The following is an 18,676-nucleotide window of genomic DNA, read 5'->3' as shown; positions in this document are numbered from 1 at the left end:
TAAAATGGCAAAACCACTAAAGATTCTTATTGTTGAAGATCAGTTTGTAGAAGCAAATCATTTGCGATTAATGCTAAAAAAAGCAGGTCATTCTATTATTGGAATGGCACGATCAGTTTCTGACGCTAAATATTACATTGTTCAAGAAAGGCCCGAATTGGTTCTTTTAGATATTTTCCTTTCGGGAAAAGAAACTGGTATTGACCTTGCCGAAATACTCAAAGAAAATAATATTCCGTTTATTTATCTTTCTGCAAATTCTAACGAAGAAGTGCTCAATAAAGCAAAATTGACACATCCGTATGGATTTTTGGTTAAACCTTTTCGTGAAAAAGATTTATTGGTTACAATTGAAATCGCTGAATACCATCAGCAACACGGAATTGAATCTTCGATCAGAAAAGAACTTTTGTTTCAAAAACAACTCAAAACAATTGTCAAAAAAAGTGGTACTTGGGACGATCGTGTTTTGAACATTATTACTTCCTTACAATCTCTCATTTCTTTTGATCTTGTAATGGCTATTTTTTATATCGATAGTAAATTATCTAATCGTGTTCTGGGATACTCAAGAACAGGTTTGCACGAATATCAAAAAATAGGAATCGAGGAATTGCAGAATATTACGGCTTTAAAAGAATCTGAAATCAATGATTTGCGAAATAAAAGCAAAGTTGAAACGGACGCAACATTCTATAACGATCAGGATTTTGTGAAAATTTGCGATAAAACGCCAATAAAAAAAATGATTGCCAACTCGATGAACATGAAGTCAAATCTGATGCTTCCTGTTCCTTTATCACTTCATGAAAATGGCGGTCTCTATTTATCTTTTTTCAGCCGACAAGCTACGAATTACAATAAAAATCATCTTACGCTTTGTGAGAGACTTCAGGAACCTTTAATTTTTGCTATCGAAAATTTAATTCTTGCAGATAAAAAATTAGATCAAAAAAGTTCTTCTGTAAATCAGAAAACAGGAAAGAATGCAAAAGTATCAGGATTTGAAACCATTGTTGGGAAAAGTCCAATATTACTAAAATTGTTCGATCATATCATACAAGTTGCTCCAGCAGACACAACTGTTTTAATTACAGGCGAAAGCGGAACTGGAAAAGAAAGCATTGCAAATAGTATTCGGCAATTATCGGGCAGAAAAAATGGTCCGTTTGTAAAAATAAATTGCTCTGCTTTACCGCCAAGTTTAATAGAATCTGAATTATTTGGACATGAAAAAGGTTCTTTTACTGGCGCAACAGAAAAACGAATCGGTAAATTTGAACAAGCCCATAATGGAACGCTATTTTTAGATGAAATTGGTGATATGCCTCTGGAAATGCAGGCGAAATTGCTACGTGCAATTCAAGAAAAAGAAATTGAACGCGTGGGCGGAAGTAATTCTGTTAAAGTTAATGTCAGAATAATTGCTGCGACTAATTGCAATCTAGAAAAAGAAGTCGCAGATGGCCGTTTCAGACTTGATTTATATTATCGTTTAAATGTATTTCCAATTCAACTTCCGCCGTTACGGGAACGTAAAGAAGATATTGGACTTCTTGCCCGACATTTTATTGCTATTTATAGTGCCAAAATTGGAAAAAATGTAACTGAAATATCCGAAACGGCTTTAAAAAGTCTTTTAGCATATCAATGGCCAGGAAACATACGTGAACTCGAAAATCTTATCGAAAGAAGCATTCTTTTGGCTAAAACAGATACTATAGAACATATTCCGCTTCCATCTTTGGATGAAATTAAAATAAACAATACGTCCAATGAGTGGTATTTTAAAACCATTCAGGAAAACGAAAGAGAGCATATTATTAATGTTTTGGAAAAATGCAACGGAAGAATCAGAGGCACCGGCGGAGCATCAGAAATACTTGGCTTGCCTCCTACTACTTTAGCTTCGCGAATGCAAAAATTAGGCATAAAGAGAAATCACTTTTGATAATTTTAGATTGTAGATTGCAGATTTTAGATTGCTGATTTAGATTGGGTAACTACGAGAAAAATCTAAAATCTAAAATCTGCAATCTAAAATCTAAAATCTAAAATAAACTCCGACGATATTAAGTTGACTCTTTTTCGTTTTTTAACGAAATATAGTTTGGCACGATTTCTTAAAAACATTTAATTAACTAATAATCAATGAATTAAAAAATAGGATCGGTTTTAGGTTATAGTTTGGCATAACATTAAAACGTGTATTATGCTAACCGAAAACCCTACTACTATTCTATTTATTACTGGCGCTTTTGTCAGTAATAAATGTTGGGACGAATGGAAACTATTTTTTGAGAGCAAAGGATTTAAAACCCTCGCTCCGGCATGGCCTTACAAAGATGCTCCTGCTGCTGTTTTACGCGATCGTCATCCAGATCCGCAGATTGCTAGTTTACGATTATCTCAATTAATCGAATATTTTGAAAATATTGCTAAAAATCTGCCTCAAAAACCTATTCTCGTTGGGCACTCTATTGGCGGACTTATAGCACAAATATTACTGCAGCGCAATCTGGCAACAGCTGCAATTGCAATACATTCTGTTCCTCCTCAAGGAATAATGACGTTTAAATTTTCTTTCTTAAAAGCAGGTTGGGGACCTCTTGGCTTTTTCACTTCTACAAAGAAAACTTTCTTAATGAGTTTTCCGCAATGGCAATACGCTTTCACAAATGGAATGCCCGAAGAATGGCAAGACAAAGCTTATTGCGAATCGGCAATTCCTGAATCTAAATTAATTGTTCGCGATACGATAACTTCTGTTGCAAAAGTAGATTTTAAAGCACCACATAAACCGCTTTTGCTAATTGCAGGATCAATCGATCATACCATTCCCGAATCATTGAATTTTTCGAATTACAAAAAATACTCAGACAAAGATTCTATCACCGATTTTAAGGTTTTCCCAAATCGAAATCACTTTGTATTAAATCAGCCTGGATGGCAGGAAATTGCAGTTTACATACACGAATGGATTGCAAAACTGCCTCAGCAAAATTCATAATAACCCATTATTTAATAACCACTTCTAAAATTTTTTAATCATGAAAACAAATTTATTAAACACTACTTTTTTCAATTTTAAAACAAAAGCTGTGCAGTTTCTCACTGCCATTATTTTAATATTGACTTTAATCTCTTGCAATAAAAAAGCTGAAGAAACGCCTGTTACAGAGACAAAACCTGCTGCAACAGAAACAGCTGAAGTTGCTCCAGCAAATCCACCTGCAAATTTCAAACATGCAATAGCAACTGTAAACGGAATCAAAATTCACTACGTTATTGGCGGACAAGGAGATCCGTTAGTTTTAGTTCACGGTTTTGGGCAAAACTGGTACATGTGGAACCGACTTTTACCAGAACTTTCTAAACATTTTACTGTAATCGCACCAGATTTAAGAGGTGTGGGAGAATCAGACAAACCAGAAAGCGGTTACGACAAAAAAACGATGGCGTCTGACATTCATGAATTAGTGAATCAGCTTGGGTATAAAAAAATCAATTTGGCTGGACACGACATCGGACTTATGGTAGCTTATGCTTATGCTGCTCAATATGGTGATAATGTAACCAAAATAGCTTTGATGGACGCACTCTTACCTGGAGTTGAGCCAGTTTGGTCAAATGTAAAAGCATCTGCTTGGTGGTTTGGTTTCTTCGGATGGCCAGCTTCTGGAGATATTGTAAAAGGAAAAGAAAAAGAATTCTTAACTAATTTTTGGCCAGTTGTTGGACACGTAAAAGATCCATTTACGCCAGAAGAATCAGCTGAATTTATTAGAGCTTATGCTGTTGAAGGTGGTACAACTGCTGCTTTTAAATGGTTTGGAGCATTTGATCAAGACGGAAAAGACAATGTTATTTTCATGAAGAAAAAACTAAAAATGCCATTATTAGCTATGGGCGGAGAATATTTCGCAGCAGCTTTCCTTAAAGATCACTCAAAATTAGTTGCTGAAAATGTTACCGAATCTAAAATTGCTGGTTCAGGACATTGGTTAGTGCAAGAAAACACAGCGCAAGTACAAAAAGATTTACTAGCCTTCTTTTTGGCTAAATAAATAGCCCTTTGGGTGTAATTCATGCTTTTTATTCAACACATAGAAACATAGCTTTTATTTATAAAAAAGTTCTTAAAAAGAAACTAGTTTCTAACACATAGCCAACTATGTTTATTTTAAACAAGTGAAACGTCTTTTTTAACTTTCAAAAACTATGTCTCTATGTGTTGAAAATAATTACCCCGAACGAATTAAATAACAAAAATCATGAAAAAATTATTATTAATTCTATTGCTTTCTGCGGGCTTGTTAACTCAAGCCCAGCAAAAAGCTGATCTAATTATTTACAACGGAAAAATTGCAACGATGCAGAAACAAAACGAATTTGTTCAAGCAATTGCAATGAAAGACGGAATCATTTTAGACGTAGGAACTGAGAAAAACATTCTTTCTTCTTATAAATCTTCAACAACAAAATTAATTGATGCCAAAGGAAAAACGGTAATTCCTGGACTGAATGACAGCCACATGCACGTCATTCGTGAAGGTTTGAATTATAATTCAGAATTGCGTTGGGACGGTGTAAAAACCTTAAAACGCGCTATGGAAATGCTGAAAGAACAAGCTGCAAGAACTCCAGACGGCGTTTGGATTAAAGTTATTGGTGGCTGGAACGAATTTCAATTTGAAGAAAAAAGACAGCCCACAATTGAAGAAATCAATGCTGCCGTTCCTGATAAACCTGTATTTATCACTTATTTGTATGGAAAGGCTTTTCTAAACAAAAAAGGAATTGAAGTTTTGGGTTATAACAAAAACACTAAATACGAAGGAAGCCTTTTGGAACAAGACGCTAACGGAAATTTAACTGGTTTAATGTATGCTAAAGAAACTCCAAAAGCGATTTACATTACGATGGGATTGACTACAAAATTAAATCCTGAAGAACGAATTAATAGTTCCATTCAGTTTAATCATGAATTGAATCGTTTTGGATTAACAAGTGTAATTGACGCTGCTGGAGGAAGTCAAAACTTTCCTGCTGATTATGTCACTTCTTTGGATTTAGCCAAACAAAACAAGTTGAGTCTTCGCATTTCTTATTATTTGTTTGCACAGCAAAAAGGCAAAGAATTGCAAGATTATGAAAAATGGGTTGCAGAAACGCAAATCAATAAAAATGATAATTTGATTGTGGCAAATGGTTATGTTGAAGAAGGCGCTGGAGAAAATATTGTGGCTTCGGCTGCTGATTTTGAGAATTTCTTAGAACCAAGAATTGTTTTATCTGACGAAATGGAAACTGACCTAGAGCCAATTATAAGGCTTTTGGCAAAAAACAGATGGCCTTTTAGACTTCATGCCACTTATGGCGAATCTATTGACAGAATGCTGAATGTTTTCGAAAAAGTAAACAAAGAAATTCCCTTTAACGGCTTGCGTTGGTTTTTTGATCATGCTGAAACTATTACGCCTTCTGAATTAGACCGTGTTAAAAAATTAGGCGGTGGTATCGCGGTGCAATTTAGAATGTATTATCAAGGCGAATTGTATAACAAATTGTATGGCGCTCCAAAAACACAACTGCCTCCAATTAAAAAAATGCTTGAATTGGGTATTCCTGTTGGAATGGGAACAGATGCAACAAGAATTTCAACATACAATCCTTGGATGTCATTGCATTGGCTTTTGACAGGAAAAACAATTGGAGGAATGCAGTTCTGGCCTAAAGATCAGGTCTTGGATAAATTCATCGCTTTGCAATTGTACACTTCTGGAAGCGCTTGGTTTTCTGGCGAAGAAAAAGACAAAGGAAAACTTATTAAAGGAATGTATGCCGATATGGCGATTTTATCAGATGATTATTTTACTGCCAAAACGGATGATGTTCGAAAAATAGAATCGGTTTTGACGATTGTAAATGGTAAAATTGTTTACGCTTCCGCGGAATATAAAGCGTTGAATCCTGAAATTCCTGCAGTAATTCCAGATTGGTCGCCTGTGAAATATTTTGGAGGTTACCAAAAATAAAAACGTAACGAAATGAGAATTTCACGCAGATAATGCAGATTTGAGCAGATTTAAAAAGGATTTTATTTTATGAGATGATTCCAAAAAAGCGATTTCTCTCCCTTTAGCCCTGATCGAAGCGGCATCCTTTGCTTTTTTTCTTTAAAAAAGCAAAGATATAGCGGAGAGCAGGAACCATGAATCCAAAAATGCCAAATGTTTTGGCTTCTAATAAAAATTAAACATTGACAAAAATATTCAAAAATGAAAAATTATAAATCTATATTGATTACAGTACTTTTTGTGGTCGCATTTTTTTCGGCGCAAAATACGTATGCACAATTTCCATTGCCACCCGAAGTTCCAATTTGGGATGCGAATAAAGTGACATTGCAATTGCATAAAATCTCGGATAATGTTTATGCCGTTTCGCCATCAACAACAGAAACAGAAACTACAAAAGGGATTCCGCAAGCCACTTCTGCGGGATTTATTGTGGGCGAAAAAGGCGTTTTATTAATCGAAACCATGTTGAGCAAAAGATTATACGATCAATTATATAAATTGATTCGTTCTGTTACGCCAAAACCAATTATTTATGCCGTAAACACAAGTGATCACGGCGATCATTGTTTTGGGAATTATTTGCTTCCTAAGGAAACTATTTTGATACAAAATGAATTTTGCAAAGAAAACCTTTCTAAGAATTACGAAGGAATCAAAAGTTTTATGATCATGCTTTTTGGAAAAGATCGCGGGATCGAACAAAGTGTATATCGTCCCGCAGATCTTACAATTGCAGTAAATCAAAGCATAAAATTGGATTTGGGAGGAAATAAAATTGTAGAAATCATTAATGTCGGAACAGCTCAATCTCCAGCCGATTTGTTTGTTTTTTTGAAAGATTCGGACAAAAATGTTTTGTGGGCAGGAAATCCGTTTATTGCTGAAAGTCCGACGATTCCTTGGTTATTTGATGGTTATTTTCTGGAGCCTGTTCGCAATCTTCAAAAAATCTATGACATGATTGGAGATAATGATGTTGTTGTTCCTGGTCACGGCCGAATTACCAATAAAAATGGAATCAAATACACTATTGATTATGTAAATGCTTTGAAGAAGAATGTTGAAGATGCGGTGAAAAAAGGCGAAACTTTAGAACAGGTAAAAGCATCTGTAACGATGAAGGAATTTGATAAGGGATATGTACTTTTTAACTGGCTGCATTACAATTTCAATATTCCAAACGCTTATAACGATATTAAGAAAAACAGTTTAGGCAAATAAGCCATGAAAAAAATCATTCTATTATTTCTTATTTGTATACAACTTCATTCACAGTCTTATCCAGATTTTAAACCGTTGCGATTTGACGAAAATTATGAGGTTTTACAAAAAGATACCGTTAAAAAAAACTGGTACAAAACCATGAAATATCTGCCTCTCTCCTCTTCGGGGGAAACTTATCTGAGTTTTGGAGGAGAAGTCAGGTATCAATATTTCTATGCCAAAAATGAAAAATGGGGAGATGATCCTCAAGATCCTGATGGCTACATTTTAAACCGATTTTTGCTTCACGCCGATTTTCATTCGAGTAAATATTTCCGAGCTTTTATTCAGCTTCAAAGCAGTAATGCAAATGGAAGAATCGATCCGAGTCCAGTTGATAGCAATCCGCTTGAAGTACATCAGGGATTTGTTGATATTAATGTGATTTCAGAAAAAAATAAACAGTTGATTTTTCGAGCTGGAAGGCAGGAATTAAGTTATGGATCACAGCGTTTGGTTGCCGTTCGGGACGGACCAAATAATCGCCAGTCATTTGACGCAGCAAAAGCAATTTTTGGTTACCATAATTTTCGTTCTGATTTATTCTACAGCCATTATGTAGTGGCTCAAGATGGCATTTTTGATGATTATTCGAATAAAAAAAGACAATTCTGGGGAAGTTATTTTGTACTCAATAAAATTCCGGCAATCAAGAATATTGATCTTTATTATTTAGGTTATGAAAGAGCAAATGCCAATTTTGATGATGCTAGCGGAAAAGAATTACGTCATTCTGTTGGAACACGCATTTGGGGAAAATATGACGAATGGCGCTACGATGCCGAAGCTGTTTATCAGTTTGGAGATATTGATTCTAAAGACATAAAAGCTTGGACGGTTTCTTTGAATACTGGATATCAATTTACATCAGTTGTTTTAAAACCTGAATTTGGATTTAAAGTGGAGTTAATCAGCGGAGATAAAACCAATGGTGATAATGCCTTAAATACTTTTAATCCGTTGTTTCCAAGAGGCGCTTACTTTGGACTGGCTTCTGTTATTGGCCCATCAAATCTTGTTGATTTTCATCCATCTTTAAGCTTAGAATTGGCAAAAAATATCGATTGGGTTATTGATTATGATATGTTTTGGAGATATAGCAGCGAAGACGGAATTTATGGTCCGAATACGATTATGATTTATCCAGGAAATGCAACCGATGCTAAAGAAATTGGAAAGCAGTTAGAAAGTGAAATTATATACACTCCTAATCAATATTTATATTTCCGTGTTGAGGCAACTTGGTTTAAAGCTGGGGATTTTTTAAAAGCTGCTGGAACTGGAAAAAATATGTTTTTTACAGGCGTTACGATGCAGCTTAAATTTTAAGTTGTTTTATTGGCGGATTTCTTAACACATAGAAACATAGACTTTTGCATTTTAGTAAAGAATATTGAAAGAAACTAGTTTCTAACACATAGCTATGTGTTAGAAACTAAGTGAAACGCCTTTTTCGAAAAAGCATAACTATGTTTCTATGTGTAAAAAACTTACAGCTAAAGAAAATGATAATTTCTAAATATCAAAAAATGACAACAAGAAGAAATTTTATAAAAATGGCGGGTTTAACAGGCGCTGCAGTAATTACAAATCCTGTTGATACATTTTCAAACTCTATAAAACAAGAAAAAATGGATGCTGAGACACAAAATAAATGGTTAGACGGATCAAGATTGGTGGTTTCGGTTTCTATGCAATTTGAAGCTGGCGGACAGCCTGAAAATGCAGAAAGTCCATTTCCTCAAAACATGCAGAAAGGTTATCGTGATTTCCCTGCTGAAACTTGGTATCAATATGGTTATAAAGAGGGAATTCCGAGAATGCTGGACAATTGGGACAAACATGGAATAAAAGTTACTTCGCACATGGTTGGTTCTGCAGTTTTAAAAAATCCTGCGCTTGCTAAAGAAATTGTACAGCGCGGACATGAAGCTGCTGCGCATGGCATGAACTGGAGTTCAGAATATGCGATGTCTTACGACGAAGAAAAAAAGTTTATAAAAGACGGCGTTGATGCCATAAAAAATGTAACTGGTTTTACCGCTGTTGGATATAACGCTAATTGGCTCAGACGTGGTGAAAACACAATCAAAATTCTGCAAGAACTAGGTTTTATCTATCATATAGATGATTTAAGCCGAGATGAACCTTTTATAATTCAAGCGAATAAAAAGGATTTTGTGGTTGTTCCATACACCATTCGATGTAATGATATTGTTTTAATTGAAGGAAAAAACTTTTCATCTGACCAATTCTTCAATCAAGTAAAAGCCGAATTTGACCAGCTTTATGCGGAAAGCGAATTTAAACGCCGACAAATGTCTATTAGCTTTCATGACAGAATTGGGGGAACTCCGCAAATGGTTAAAACTGTTTCAGAATTAATCAATTATATGAAAAAACACAATGGCGTAACTTTTAAAAGAAAAGATGAAATTGCAAAAATGACTCTTGAAGATAAAACGTCAATTCGTGAGTTTTAAAATTTTAATTAAGCTTTAAAAGTCTATATTTTTAAAGCTTAATTAATAATGTTTAGTCTTTCCTTATATTTGGATAAACTAAATCTCCTAAAGTTTCTCAGAAATGAGCAAAATCAGCACTTACTCACTCGAACATCATAAAAGTCTGTTTACCAATATAAACGACCAAAAAGATTATTTCTATGTCCAGATTGAGGATCATCCGTATATTGATATTCCGTATCGTGCTGAAAGTTATGCGATAGAATTTCTCAAAAAGGGAAGCATTGTAATGCAGACGCGACTGGATAAAATTGTTATTGAAGCACCTGCAATTCTAGCGCTTGGTCCAAATGTAATTAGAAGTTTTACGAAAAACAGTGAAGAGATTTTAATGGATATTATCTTTTTCAAACCTGATTTTTTTCTGGAAAATCAAGCCAATATCTTCTTTCTTTCGCAATATGATTTTTTCGAAAACAGTGATTTACATGTATTTTCTTTAGAGAAAAATACAAAGCCAAAATTTGAACAGCTTTTTTCTTTAATTCAGGAAACGTTAAGTGCAGATCATTTTCATCAAGCTTCCATTCTGAGAAGTTATTTGTACATTTTGATATTCGAATTGGATTCAATCAAACAAAATCTTCCGAATAAAGAAATTCAAAATCCTTTGTTTGAAAAATTTAAAGAACTTTTGGTAAAAGATTTTATAAAACATCGCTCGCCATCTTATTATGCAGATAATTTGAATGTTACCAGAAAATATCTTTCGGAAGTAATAAAAAACAACAGCGGCAAAACAACCCGCGAATGGATTGATGAAATGGTAATTTTGGAAGCCAAAGTTTTACTTCAAAATAAATCTTTAACTATTAGTCAGATTAGCGATACTTTACACTTTTCGAACCAATCTGTTTTTGGAAAATTCTTTAAAAACTACACTGGATTTTCTCCGTTAGATTTTAGAAATCATCCATAAATAAAACCGCCTTTCTGACCAACATTTCAGACTTCTGTCCCTTTATTCTTTAAACAAATAAATAGAGTTTTGCTTTTGATAATTCAAATCTAAAAACATGTCAAAAGCAGCACAATTTGTCGTCATTATAATGGATACCGCAACTTGGATGGAAAATCAGGCGAAAAAATTCTATTCCAATTTATTTTCATCCGAAGCAATTGGAGAAAAATATGTTTCTGAAACACTTTCTATTTCAGAACTTTTTAAAGTGCAAAATGATTTTAATATTGAAGTTTTAATGGTTCATGAAAATGAAATTCCATCTTCTTTTCTCCAATTAAATTCTTCTCGAATTTTTAATGAAAAGATTGAAGCTTCAAAACCAATTTGCATTAACCACATCGTTTATTTTAATACTGAAGAAATTCAAGTACTTTTTAATCGTACGGAAGTAATTGCCAAACAAAGAAAACACGATTTGGTTTGGGTAAAACTCTTTGAATCTGATGCTATTTTGAAAGAGACTTTACTTTCTATGAATTATTCATTTTTTGATTTTGAAGAAAACGCAACAGAAAATCTTCCTGAAAAACAGATTTTTCTAAAAAAGGAAATCATTTAAAATTTGGTGAGACGTTAACAAGACCGAAATATAGTTTTGAAAAAGCTGTCTAGAATTTAGACAGCTTTTTTTATAATCGTTTCATCAGATAATTCTTTTTGGGAGCAATAAATTATCTTTAAAAATGTTTTCTAAACACTTTTAAATCCCTTAGTTTTACTCCTCCAAACATTCCTAAACATGAAAAAAGTAATTTTCTTACTTTTACTAATTTTCTTTACCACAACCACTTTTAGCCAAAATGAAACCAATAAACTTAAGCTTCAGAAAGATAGATTGATGCTGCATAATGTGGCTATTTATCTTCGCAATGTTAATCAAGGTTCTATAGATATTGACAGCGCGATGATTTTAGCTTGCAAAGCTCACAAGTTACCTTACACACTTGCCAACGATGAAGGTTTTAACGACGGATCAAACTTTCCGGGAAATAATTTAATTACCAATAATTATGCTCGCGGAGCAGAATTGTTATTGCCAAGACTAAATACAATCGATCAAATTAAACTGTCATTGCAAATTGGGAGTTTTTATCTTTTTAAAGCTGGTGCAAAAAAAAATGATCTGGAAAATGCGCTTTTGTATATTAATAAAGCTCAAAAACTGGCAGAAAAATCCCAAATTCAAAAATGGTTATTTCAATCTAAATCTCTTCTAGCAAAATATTATTATCAAGCAGGCAAACAGCAATTGAGCAGTACTATTTTTTCGCAATTAGTCAATGCGGCGAGAAAAACAAAAAACGATAAATTACTAGCCGAAGCCATTGATAACAGAGGCACTTTTATGCCAAATAGTAATAAGGAAAAAGCGGTTATTCTATCCGAAGCTTTGGCTATTTATAAAAAAACAGGCAACAAGGAAAAGGAAATTGAAACCTATATGAAAATAATTCCTGTGCATTTTTGGACAGGCGACATGAAATTGGCTAAAGAAGAACTTCTGACAAGTCTTAGTCTTCAGAAAAAAATAGGTTTTCTATATACGCAGTATACTGAAACGGCCATTTCATATATCGAATTATTCCATAACAATTATAAAGATGCACTTTATTATGCCTTGGAAAGTGTTAGCTCAATGGAAAGAACAAAAGATTATGCTTTTGCAGATAGCTTTTATATACGCTTAGGTAATGTTTATAACAACACAGGCTATTATGACGATGCTATTAAATTTTACCAGAAAGGAATTGAGTATAATCAAAGGGAACTTAATGCGGGAACTTGGTATAAAAGCTTTTTTGGAGCTTTACGATCGCTAATGGATGCTTCTAAATATACCGAAGCTTTACAATATCTAGAAAATACTTCCAAAAAATATCCGCCAAAAAACGATTTGGATAATATGATCCTAAATCAGCTTAAGGCTTGCTGTTATGACCAATTAGGAAGGCTAAAAGAAGCTGAGGCCTGTTATGAAAAAGTTGATTTTTATGCTAAAAAATTAAATTCAGCAGAAACACTCAAAGATGTCGCGACTTGTTCTTCAATTATGGCGCTGTTTTATATCAAAATTAACAAACCTCAAAAAGCAGAAGAAATTACCAATCGTATTCTTGCTATCCCTCATAACACAGAAGGTTTTAGCCGTCATGTTTTAGAACTTACCCTATATAAAATTGATTCCCTTAAAGGAAATTATCTTTCTGCGATCGAACACATGAAAAGCTATAACCGAATTCAGGATTCGATGAACAACATTAGTAAGAATCGGGATTATGAAAATTTAAAATTCAAATTTGAGACTAATGCCAAAGAATTAAATATAAAATCTTTAAAACAGCAGACCAAACTTCAAAAAAACGAACTGCATTCGTCCAGACTTCTAAACACAATTTCTACCAGCAGTTTATTTTTATTGCTGATAATCATTATTTTATTATACAACAGGGCAAAAATTAAACAGCGCAATACTAGCCGACTAGAATTAAAAGAAAAAGAAATCAAGCTCAAAAATGTAAAATTAGAACGTTTGCTTGAAGAAAAAGAATGGCTTTTGAAAGAAATTCATCATCGTGTAAAAAACAATCTTCAAACTGTAATTAGTCTGCTGAACTCTCAGTCTTCTTATTTAAAAGATGATTTGGCAATTTCTACAATAAAAAACAGTCAAAACAGAATTTATGCGATGTCACTAATCCATCAAAGATTGTATCGTGAAGACAATGTTTCTATGATTGATATGCCTGAATATTGCAACGAATTGGTCGAATATCTAAAAGAGTCTTTCAATGCAGAATACATTCATTTTGAAGTAAAAATTGATCCGATCGAATTAGATATTTCGCAAGCAATTGCATTAGGATTAATTATCAACGAAGTCATTACCAATTCAATAAAATACGCTTTTAAGGATAACGCAAACTGCATTATTAATCTATCACTGTCTGAGATTTCAGAAAACTGCTATAAGCTTCTTATTTCTGATAACGGAATTGGCATATTGGATATCACAGAACTGCAAAATAGTGATTCATTCGGAATGACGCTTATCAACGGTTTAAGCAATACTCTTGAGGGAGATTTATTTATTGAAAATGAAAATGGCGTTAGTTTTCAGTTAATATTTAAAAGGATTTTAGATAAAGATTAAAATACTGAAAAGGAATCTCGTAAAGACGTGGAGTCGCTAAGTTTTTTTGCTATGATTTTTTGCCACGAAGACGCTAAGACGCTAAGTTTTTAAAAGAATAAAGGAATTAAAAAAGGATATGTTATAAACGTTGCGATAAAACTTTAATTAAAAAAACTTCGCGCCCTAGCGCCTTTGTGGCAAAACAAAAAATCTTAGAGCCTTAGCAACTTTCTTATCTATCCATCCACTGTTTAAAGAAAGGCGTTTTTTCACGACTAATTATCACCTCTCGTTCAGGATCAAGTTTTAATTGGATTTTAAGTTTTGCGTTGAAGTAATTCGCAATAGCTTTGATGCTTTCTGCACGAATGAAAAACTGGCGATTAGCACGAAAAAAGATATTCGGATCTAATTCCTGCTCCAGTTCTTCCATAGTATGTGGAATAGAGACCATTACACCAGATTTAAGAAACAAATTACTGGTTTTGAATTCTGAATATATAAAGTCGATATCGGAAACATCTATACTTTTATAACCGTCGCGATAGGTTACTAAAAAGCGCATTCTAAACACAGGTTTTTCAATCAGTTCTTTTAGAATTCCAGCAATATTGGTAACGCTAGTTTCATTTTTATTTAAAGAGTTGAATTTGGTTAAAGCAAACTCCAATTCGTTTTTTTCGATAGGTTTCATCAAATAATCGATGCTGTTCACTTTAAAGGCACGAATCGCATATTCATCATAAGCTGTGGTAAAAATTACAGGACAAGTGATGTTGATTTCATCAAAAATAGCAAAACTCAATCCGTCTGCTAAACGAATGTCCATTGTAATTAAATCGGGAGTTGGATTCGATTTCAGCCATGCAACTGTATCCACAACAGTGTCAATAATGCCTAAAATTTCACAGTTGGGTTCTAGTTCTTCCAGCAATCTTTTCAATCGGCTGGCGTTGATGCTTTCATCTTCTACAATTAAAATTTTCATAACTCTTAAATTAATGGCAGACGTACTTCATAATAGCCGTTTGATTCACTGAAAGTTGGCATTCTCTGAGATAAAATTTTATAGCGGAATTCAATGTTTTTATTTCCAATTCCTGTTGAAGCCAAACTTTTCCCCGCAGTTCTCTGCAAGTTATTTCGAACAATAATATCGCCAGAATCAGAAAAAACAGTAATAGTAAGCGGATTAGCCAAAGTTGCCATGTTGTGTTTTACAGCATTTTCTACCAATAACTGCAAGGTTAATGGTGGTAAATGAAGTGCAAACGAAGCAGCATCAACTTCAATATTCAAATCAATTTTGTCTCCGAGTCTTTTCTTTAGTAAATAAAAATAGGCATTCAGGAATTCGATTTCCTCTTTTACCGTAATGGTATCTTTATTTGAATTTGAAATCATGTAACGATATACTCTCGTTATATTTTCTAAAAACGAAGCCGCTTCTTTCTGATCTTCATAAATCAATTCGGTCAAAGTGCTGAAATTATTGAACACAAAATGCGGATCTAATTGCATTTTTAAAGATTCTAATTTTGAACGTGTAACTGCTTCCTGAAGTTCTGAAGCTTTAACTTTTAATTCAGCCGTTTCGATTGCATTTAAACGCCATCTGTTCAGCAAAAATATTCCAGTATGAATGGCACTTATGAACAGCGAAATAATGGCTGCCATAATTTTTGACTGCCAAATGGTAACTAAGTCATTTTCTTGTAAAGCGGTACATGGATATAAATAATCCCAAAGACAAGAGAAAAAATAATTAAGAAGAATGTTTCCAGCAATAAGACAAATAAATTGTGCGATTGCCCGAAAAGCTGGATTTTGTTCCCAGCGAATATAATTATTTAATTTTCGACCAACAAACAAGGTCAGTTCTGTAAGTATGGCGCAATACAATAAAATAATGAAGATATCGAAGGTTTGATCTAAATCGAGCAAACCTTCTTCTTCAAAATTTCTATACGGATTCAGAAAATAATAAGATGAAAGATAAACCAGAAAAACGGCTGGAATTACTATAACCCTGTAGTATTTATAGAAAAAATTCTTGCCCGATTTTTTATTCTTATTCTTTCCCTTCATTTATTCCCTTAACTATTAAAATCGATATTTTAGTGTTCCACTAAAATATTCTCTTCTACATTATCTGCTTTTACCGATCGAAAGGTTTTCTTCTCGCGCATTACGCCCCATTTTAAGCACGTTGCACCCCAAGAAAATCCTGCTCCAAAAGTAGTAATCAATACATTTTGACCTTCTTTAAAATCAGCCGCAAAATCCCATAAACATAATGGAACTGTTGCAGAAGTTGTATTCCCGTAACGATCGATATTAACTTTTACTTTTTCAAAATCAATTCCTAAGCTTTCGCCTACAGCAGTAATAATTCTCAAATTAGCTTGGTGTGGAACCACCCAGTCAATTTGGTCTGCTTCTAATTCATTTTTTGCCAAAGCATCTTGCGAAACCTGGCTCATTGCAGCAACGGCTCTTTTAAATACAAAAGCTCCGTCTTGTTTTAAATAATGTGTTCTGTGTAAAAGACTTTGCATTGAAGTTGGATTTCTAGAACCTCCAGCCGGTACAGCCAAAGAAGAAACACCGCTTCCGTCTGTTTTAAGAATCGTTTTCATTAAACCTGCATCAGATTCTGTTTTTTCTAACAAAACCGCTCCTGCTCCATCTCCAAAAAGAATACAAGTATTACGATCTTCATAATCTACGATCGAGCTCATTTTATCTGCTCCAACGATGATTAATTTCTTGTAGCGTCCACTTTCGATCATGTTTGCACCCATTTCCAGCGCATACAAAAATCCGCTGCAAGCTGCATTCATATCAATTCCAAAAGCATTTGTAAGTCCGCTTTTATCGCAAACGATACTTGCTGTTGGAGCTAAAATGTGATCTGGAGTTGCTGTTGCTACAAGCAAAGCTTCAATTTCACTACGATCTACATTATAATTTTCGATAAGATTTTCAATCGCTGCTGCAGCAAGATCAGATGTTGCCGTATCGTCATCTGCGATTCTACGTTCTCTAATTCCAGTTCTTTTGATGATCCATTCCTCCGATGTATCAACTGTTTCTGAAATCTTTTTATTGGTAAGGATTGATGATGGTACGAAACCACCTATTGCTGTAATTACTGCGCCCATTGTTTTTGTTTTTGTTTTAAGCTTTGTACTCTTAGAACCCAATGCTTACTACTTTTTCTCTTCTTTTCAGCTCATTTAGAACTGACACAGGAAGCCAAACAGCATCCTTAAAAGCCGATTAAATCTGTTGACTACAGCTGTTTTGAGAAATTAGTGTTTTAAAAAAACCGAACAAACTAAAAACATTCTACAAAATCCAATTAAAATAAATTAAAAATCTACACCAAGTATTCTCTCGGTAGTGCTTGGTATAAAATCTTTAATTTATCTTATTTTTAAAATCATACAATGCTGTTTCAGTTTGTAGATCATTTCCAATTTTAGCTATTGCCAAACTGATAAAAAACCTATCTGCATTAAGTTTTTAGAGTGCTACAAAATTAATTTAAAAATATCTGAAACAAGCAGGTAATTAAGAATAATTAACAAAACTGCCTGAAATGTTAAAATATAATTTTGAAATTCGGCAACAAGCGCTAAAAATTATAAAATCCCTAAAATCAAAAAAAATCTGTTAAAATTTATTTTGATAAAATTTCTTCAAAAAAACCTCTTAATTTTTATATCATTATTTTTAAATCAAATTAATCTTTAATAATTTGGAAACGACAATAATGGGATATCAAGCCCCGCTGCCAAAATTCTAGTTTTGCTTCTGTGAACCAAAGAATCCCAAAAACCGTATTTTTGAGGCACCATAATCAACAAATCGGCCTCATAATTTTTAATTTCTTTTCTAATTTCGTTGATTACAGCGTTTGATCTTACGGTTTTATATAAATATTTTACGTCTTCAAATTCTTTTTCGATATTCGAATTCATCAAAATTCTGTGTTGTTCTTCTTTCAAATCATCCAACTTTTCATCTACGCTAAAAAATTCGATTTCTGCACCAAAATCTCCTAAAGTACTTTTAATCCAGCTGAACTTTTTAATAGCCGAAAAACTTAAACTGTCACAAGCATAAAGCACTTTTTTTATACTTTGAAAACGTGCATTTTCAGGAACTGCTAAAACTGGAATATGAAGATTCTTGATCGCTGTTGTAGTTGAATTTCCAAGTAATTCTTGTTCAAAAGAACGTTCTGCCATTCCCATAACAACAGCATCTGCATTAGTCTGCTCAATTATTCGTGGAAGTTCGTCTTCTAAAAAGGAATAAGTACAAATTGAATCAACTTCAATTTTAAACACATCGGCTGTTTCTTTAGCCAGATTTTCTAATCTTGAAATTGCTCTATCAATTTGCTTCTGCATCGCATCGGCCGTTATATGCGAATTGGCGCTGTGAACACTCAGAGAAAATGAATTAAATAAAACAAGCTTTGCGCCAGTTGCTTTTGCAAGTCCAGCTGCATAAGTAACAGCATTATTGGCAATCGTAGAAAAATTAGTAGCGGCGATTATAGTAAGAGGTGAAATCATAAAATAAAATTAGGCGTGATATTTTCTAGTAAAATTGCCTAATTATTTACTTCTGCATGAAATTTAGTAACCCAACTATCATTTTTTGAAGCTCAACCGTAAAATTTCATTCCTGAAAA

Annotated in this window: 14 protein-coding genes; 10 read left to right on the top strand and 4 right to left on the bottom strand. The window is 33.6% G+C overall.

Annotation, left to right across the window (positions count from 1 at the left end):
* The first annotated feature begins 4 nt into the window (after window positions 1–4).
* The 10 genes from DM444_RS21860 (at window position 5) to DM444_RS21815 (ending at window position 13,986) form a co-directional block, all read left to right on the top strand.
* A complete protein-coding gene (locus tag DM444_RS21860; protein WP_111290610.1) occupies window positions 5–1,951 on the top strand; it encodes a sigma 54-interacting response regulator in 1,947 nt (648 codons plus the stop codon).
* Between the two features lie 261 nt (window positions 1,952–2,212).
* Window positions 2,213–3,010, top strand: coding sequence for an alpha/beta hydrolase (locus DM444_RS21855; protein ID WP_111290608.1), 798 nt, complete (start codon window positions 2,213–2,215; stop codon window positions 3,008–3,010).
* A gap of 40 nt (window positions 3,011–3,050) precedes the next feature.
* Entirely contained in the window at window positions 3,051–4,067 is a 1,017-nt protein-coding gene (locus DM444_RS21850; protein ID WP_111290606.1) for an alpha/beta fold hydrolase, read from the top strand.
* Between the two features lie 207 nt (window positions 4,068–4,274).
* Window positions 4,275–6,038 carry an amidohydrolase gene (locus tag DM444_RS21845; RefSeq protein WP_111290604.1) on the top strand — a complete coding sequence of 588 codons (1,764 nt, stop codon included), beginning with the start codon at window positions 4,275–4,277 and terminating at the stop codon, window positions 6,036–6,038.
* 243 nt (window positions 6,039–6,281) lie between these two features.
* The gene (locus tag DM444_RS21840) at window positions 6,282–7,304 is read left to right on the top strand and encodes an MBL fold metallo-hydrolase (RefSeq protein ID WP_111290602.1); all 1,023 of its coding nucleotides are present in this window, start codon (window positions 6,282–6,284) and stop codon (window positions 7,302–7,304) included.
* 3 nt (window positions 7,305–7,307) lie between these two features.
* Window positions 7,308–8,675: an alginate export family protein gene (locus DM444_RS21835; RefSeq protein WP_111290601.1), complete on the top strand. Its 1,368-nt coding sequence runs from the start codon at window positions 7,308–7,310 to the stop codon at window positions 8,673–8,675.
* Window positions 8,676–8,875: 200 nt separating this feature from the next.
* A complete protein-coding gene (locus DM444_RS21830; RefSeq protein ID WP_111291196.1) occupies window positions 8,876–9,829 on the top strand; it encodes a polysaccharide deacetylase family protein in 954 nt (317 codons plus the stop codon).
* Window positions 9,830–9,932: 103 nt separating this feature from the next.
* Window positions 9,933–10,790, top strand: coding sequence for a helix-turn-helix domain-containing protein (locus DM444_RS21825; protein WP_111290599.1), 858 nt, complete (start codon window positions 9,933–9,935; stop codon window positions 10,788–10,790).
* 97 nt (window positions 10,791–10,887) lie between these two features.
* Complete coding sequence (locus DM444_RS21820) at window positions 10,888–11,394, top strand: hypothetical protein (RefSeq protein ID WP_111290597.1); 507 nt, start codon at window positions 10,888–10,890, stop codon at window positions 11,392–11,394.
* Window positions 11,395–11,574: 180 nt separating this feature from the next.
* Window positions 11,575–13,986, top strand: coding sequence for a sensor histidine kinase (locus tag DM444_RS21815; protein ID WP_111290595.1), 2,412 nt, complete (start codon window positions 11,575–11,577; stop codon window positions 13,984–13,986).
* Between the two features lie 214 nt (window positions 13,987–14,200).
* Here DM444_RS21815 and DM444_RS21810 read toward each other — a convergent pair whose 3' ends face one another.
* From DM444_RS21810 to DM444_RS21795, 4 genes are all read right to left on the bottom strand, one after another.
* Window positions 14,201–14,956, bottom strand: a complete 756-nt coding sequence (locus DM444_RS21810) for a LytR/AlgR family response regulator transcription factor (RefSeq protein ID WP_111290593.1) — start codon at window positions 14,954–14,956, stop codon at window positions 14,201–14,203.
* Window positions 14,957–14,961: 5 nt separating this feature from the next.
* The gene (locus tag DM444_RS21805; RefSeq protein WP_111290591.1) at window positions 14,962–16,056 is read right to left on the bottom strand and encodes a sensor histidine kinase; all 1,095 of its coding nucleotides are present in this window, start codon (window positions 16,054–16,056) and stop codon (window positions 14,962–14,964) included.
* A gap of 29 nt (window positions 16,057–16,085) precedes the next feature.
* Window positions 16,086–17,132, bottom strand: a complete 1,047-nt coding sequence (locus tag DM444_RS21800) for a beta-ketoacyl-ACP synthase III (RefSeq protein WP_111290589.1) — start codon at window positions 17,130–17,132, stop codon at window positions 16,086–16,088.
* Window positions 17,133–17,723: 591 nt separating this feature from the next.
* Entirely contained in the window at window positions 17,724–18,557 is an 834-nt protein-coding gene (locus DM444_RS21795; protein ID WP_111290587.1) for a universal stress protein, read from the bottom strand.
* Between the last annotated feature and the right edge of the window lie 119 nt (window positions 18,558–18,676).

It is taken from the genome of Flavobacterium ginsenosidimutans, from assembly GCF_003254625.1.
GTDB lineage: Bacteria > Bacteroidota > Bacteroidia > Flavobacteriales > Flavobacteriaceae > Flavobacterium > Flavobacterium ginsenosidimutans.
The sequence above is the reverse complement of the archived record's forward strand: the minus strand, read 5'-3'. Positions and strand labels throughout refer to the sequence as shown.

Bases quoted from the DNA above. Each gene is read 5' to 3' on its own strand.
- DM444_RS21845 (WP_111290604.1), top strand. From the start codon at position 4,275: ATGAAAAAATTATTATTAATTCTATTGCTTTCTGCGGGCTTGTTAACT.
- DM444_RS21805 (WP_111290591.1), bottom strand. From the start codon at position 16,056: ATGAAGGGAAAGAATAAGAATAAAAAATCGGGCAAGAATTTTTTCTAT.
- DM444_RS21855 (WP_111290608.1), top strand. From the start codon at position 2,213: ATGCTAACCGAAAACCCTACTACTATTCTATTTATTACTGGCGCTTTT.
- DM444_RS21820 (WP_111290597.1), top strand. From the start codon at position 10,888: ATGTCAAAAGCAGCACAATTTGTCGTCATTATAATGGATACCGCAACT.
- DM444_RS21815 (WP_111290595.1), top strand. From the start codon at position 11,575: ATGAAAAAAGTAATTTTCTTACTTTTACTAATTTTCTTTACCACAACC.
- DM444_RS21810 (WP_111290593.1), bottom strand. From the start codon at position 14,956: ATGAAAATTTTAATTGTAGAAGATGAAAGCATCAACGCCAGCCGATTG.
- DM444_RS21835 (WP_111290601.1), top strand. From the start codon at position 7,308: ATGAAAAAAATCATTCTATTATTTCTTATTTGTATACAACTTCATTCA.
- DM444_RS21825 (WP_111290599.1), top strand. From the start codon at position 9,933: ATGAGCAAAATCAGCACTTACTCACTCGAACATCATAAAAGTCTGTTT.
- DM444_RS21830 (WP_111291196.1), top strand. From the start codon at position 8,876: ATGACAACAAGAAGAAATTTTATAAAAATGGCGGGTTTAACAGGCGCT.
- DM444_RS21850 (WP_111290606.1), top strand. From the start codon at position 3,051: ATGAAAACAAATTTATTAAACACTACTTTTTTCAATTTTAAAACAAAA.
- DM444_RS21840 (WP_111290602.1), top strand. From the start codon at position 6,282: ATGAAAAATTATAAATCTATATTGATTACAGTACTTTTTGTGGTCGCA.
- DM444_RS21800 (WP_111290589.1), bottom strand. From the start codon at position 17,132: ATGGGCGCAGTAATTACAGCAATAGGTGGTTTCGTACCATCATCAATC.
- DM444_RS21860 (WP_111290610.1), top strand. From the start codon at position 5: ATGGCAAAACCACTAAAGATTCTTATTGTTGAAGATCAGTTTGTAGAA.
- DM444_RS21795 (WP_111290587.1), bottom strand. From the start codon at position 18,557: ATGATTTCACCTCTTACTATAATCGCCGCTACTAATTTTTCTACGATT.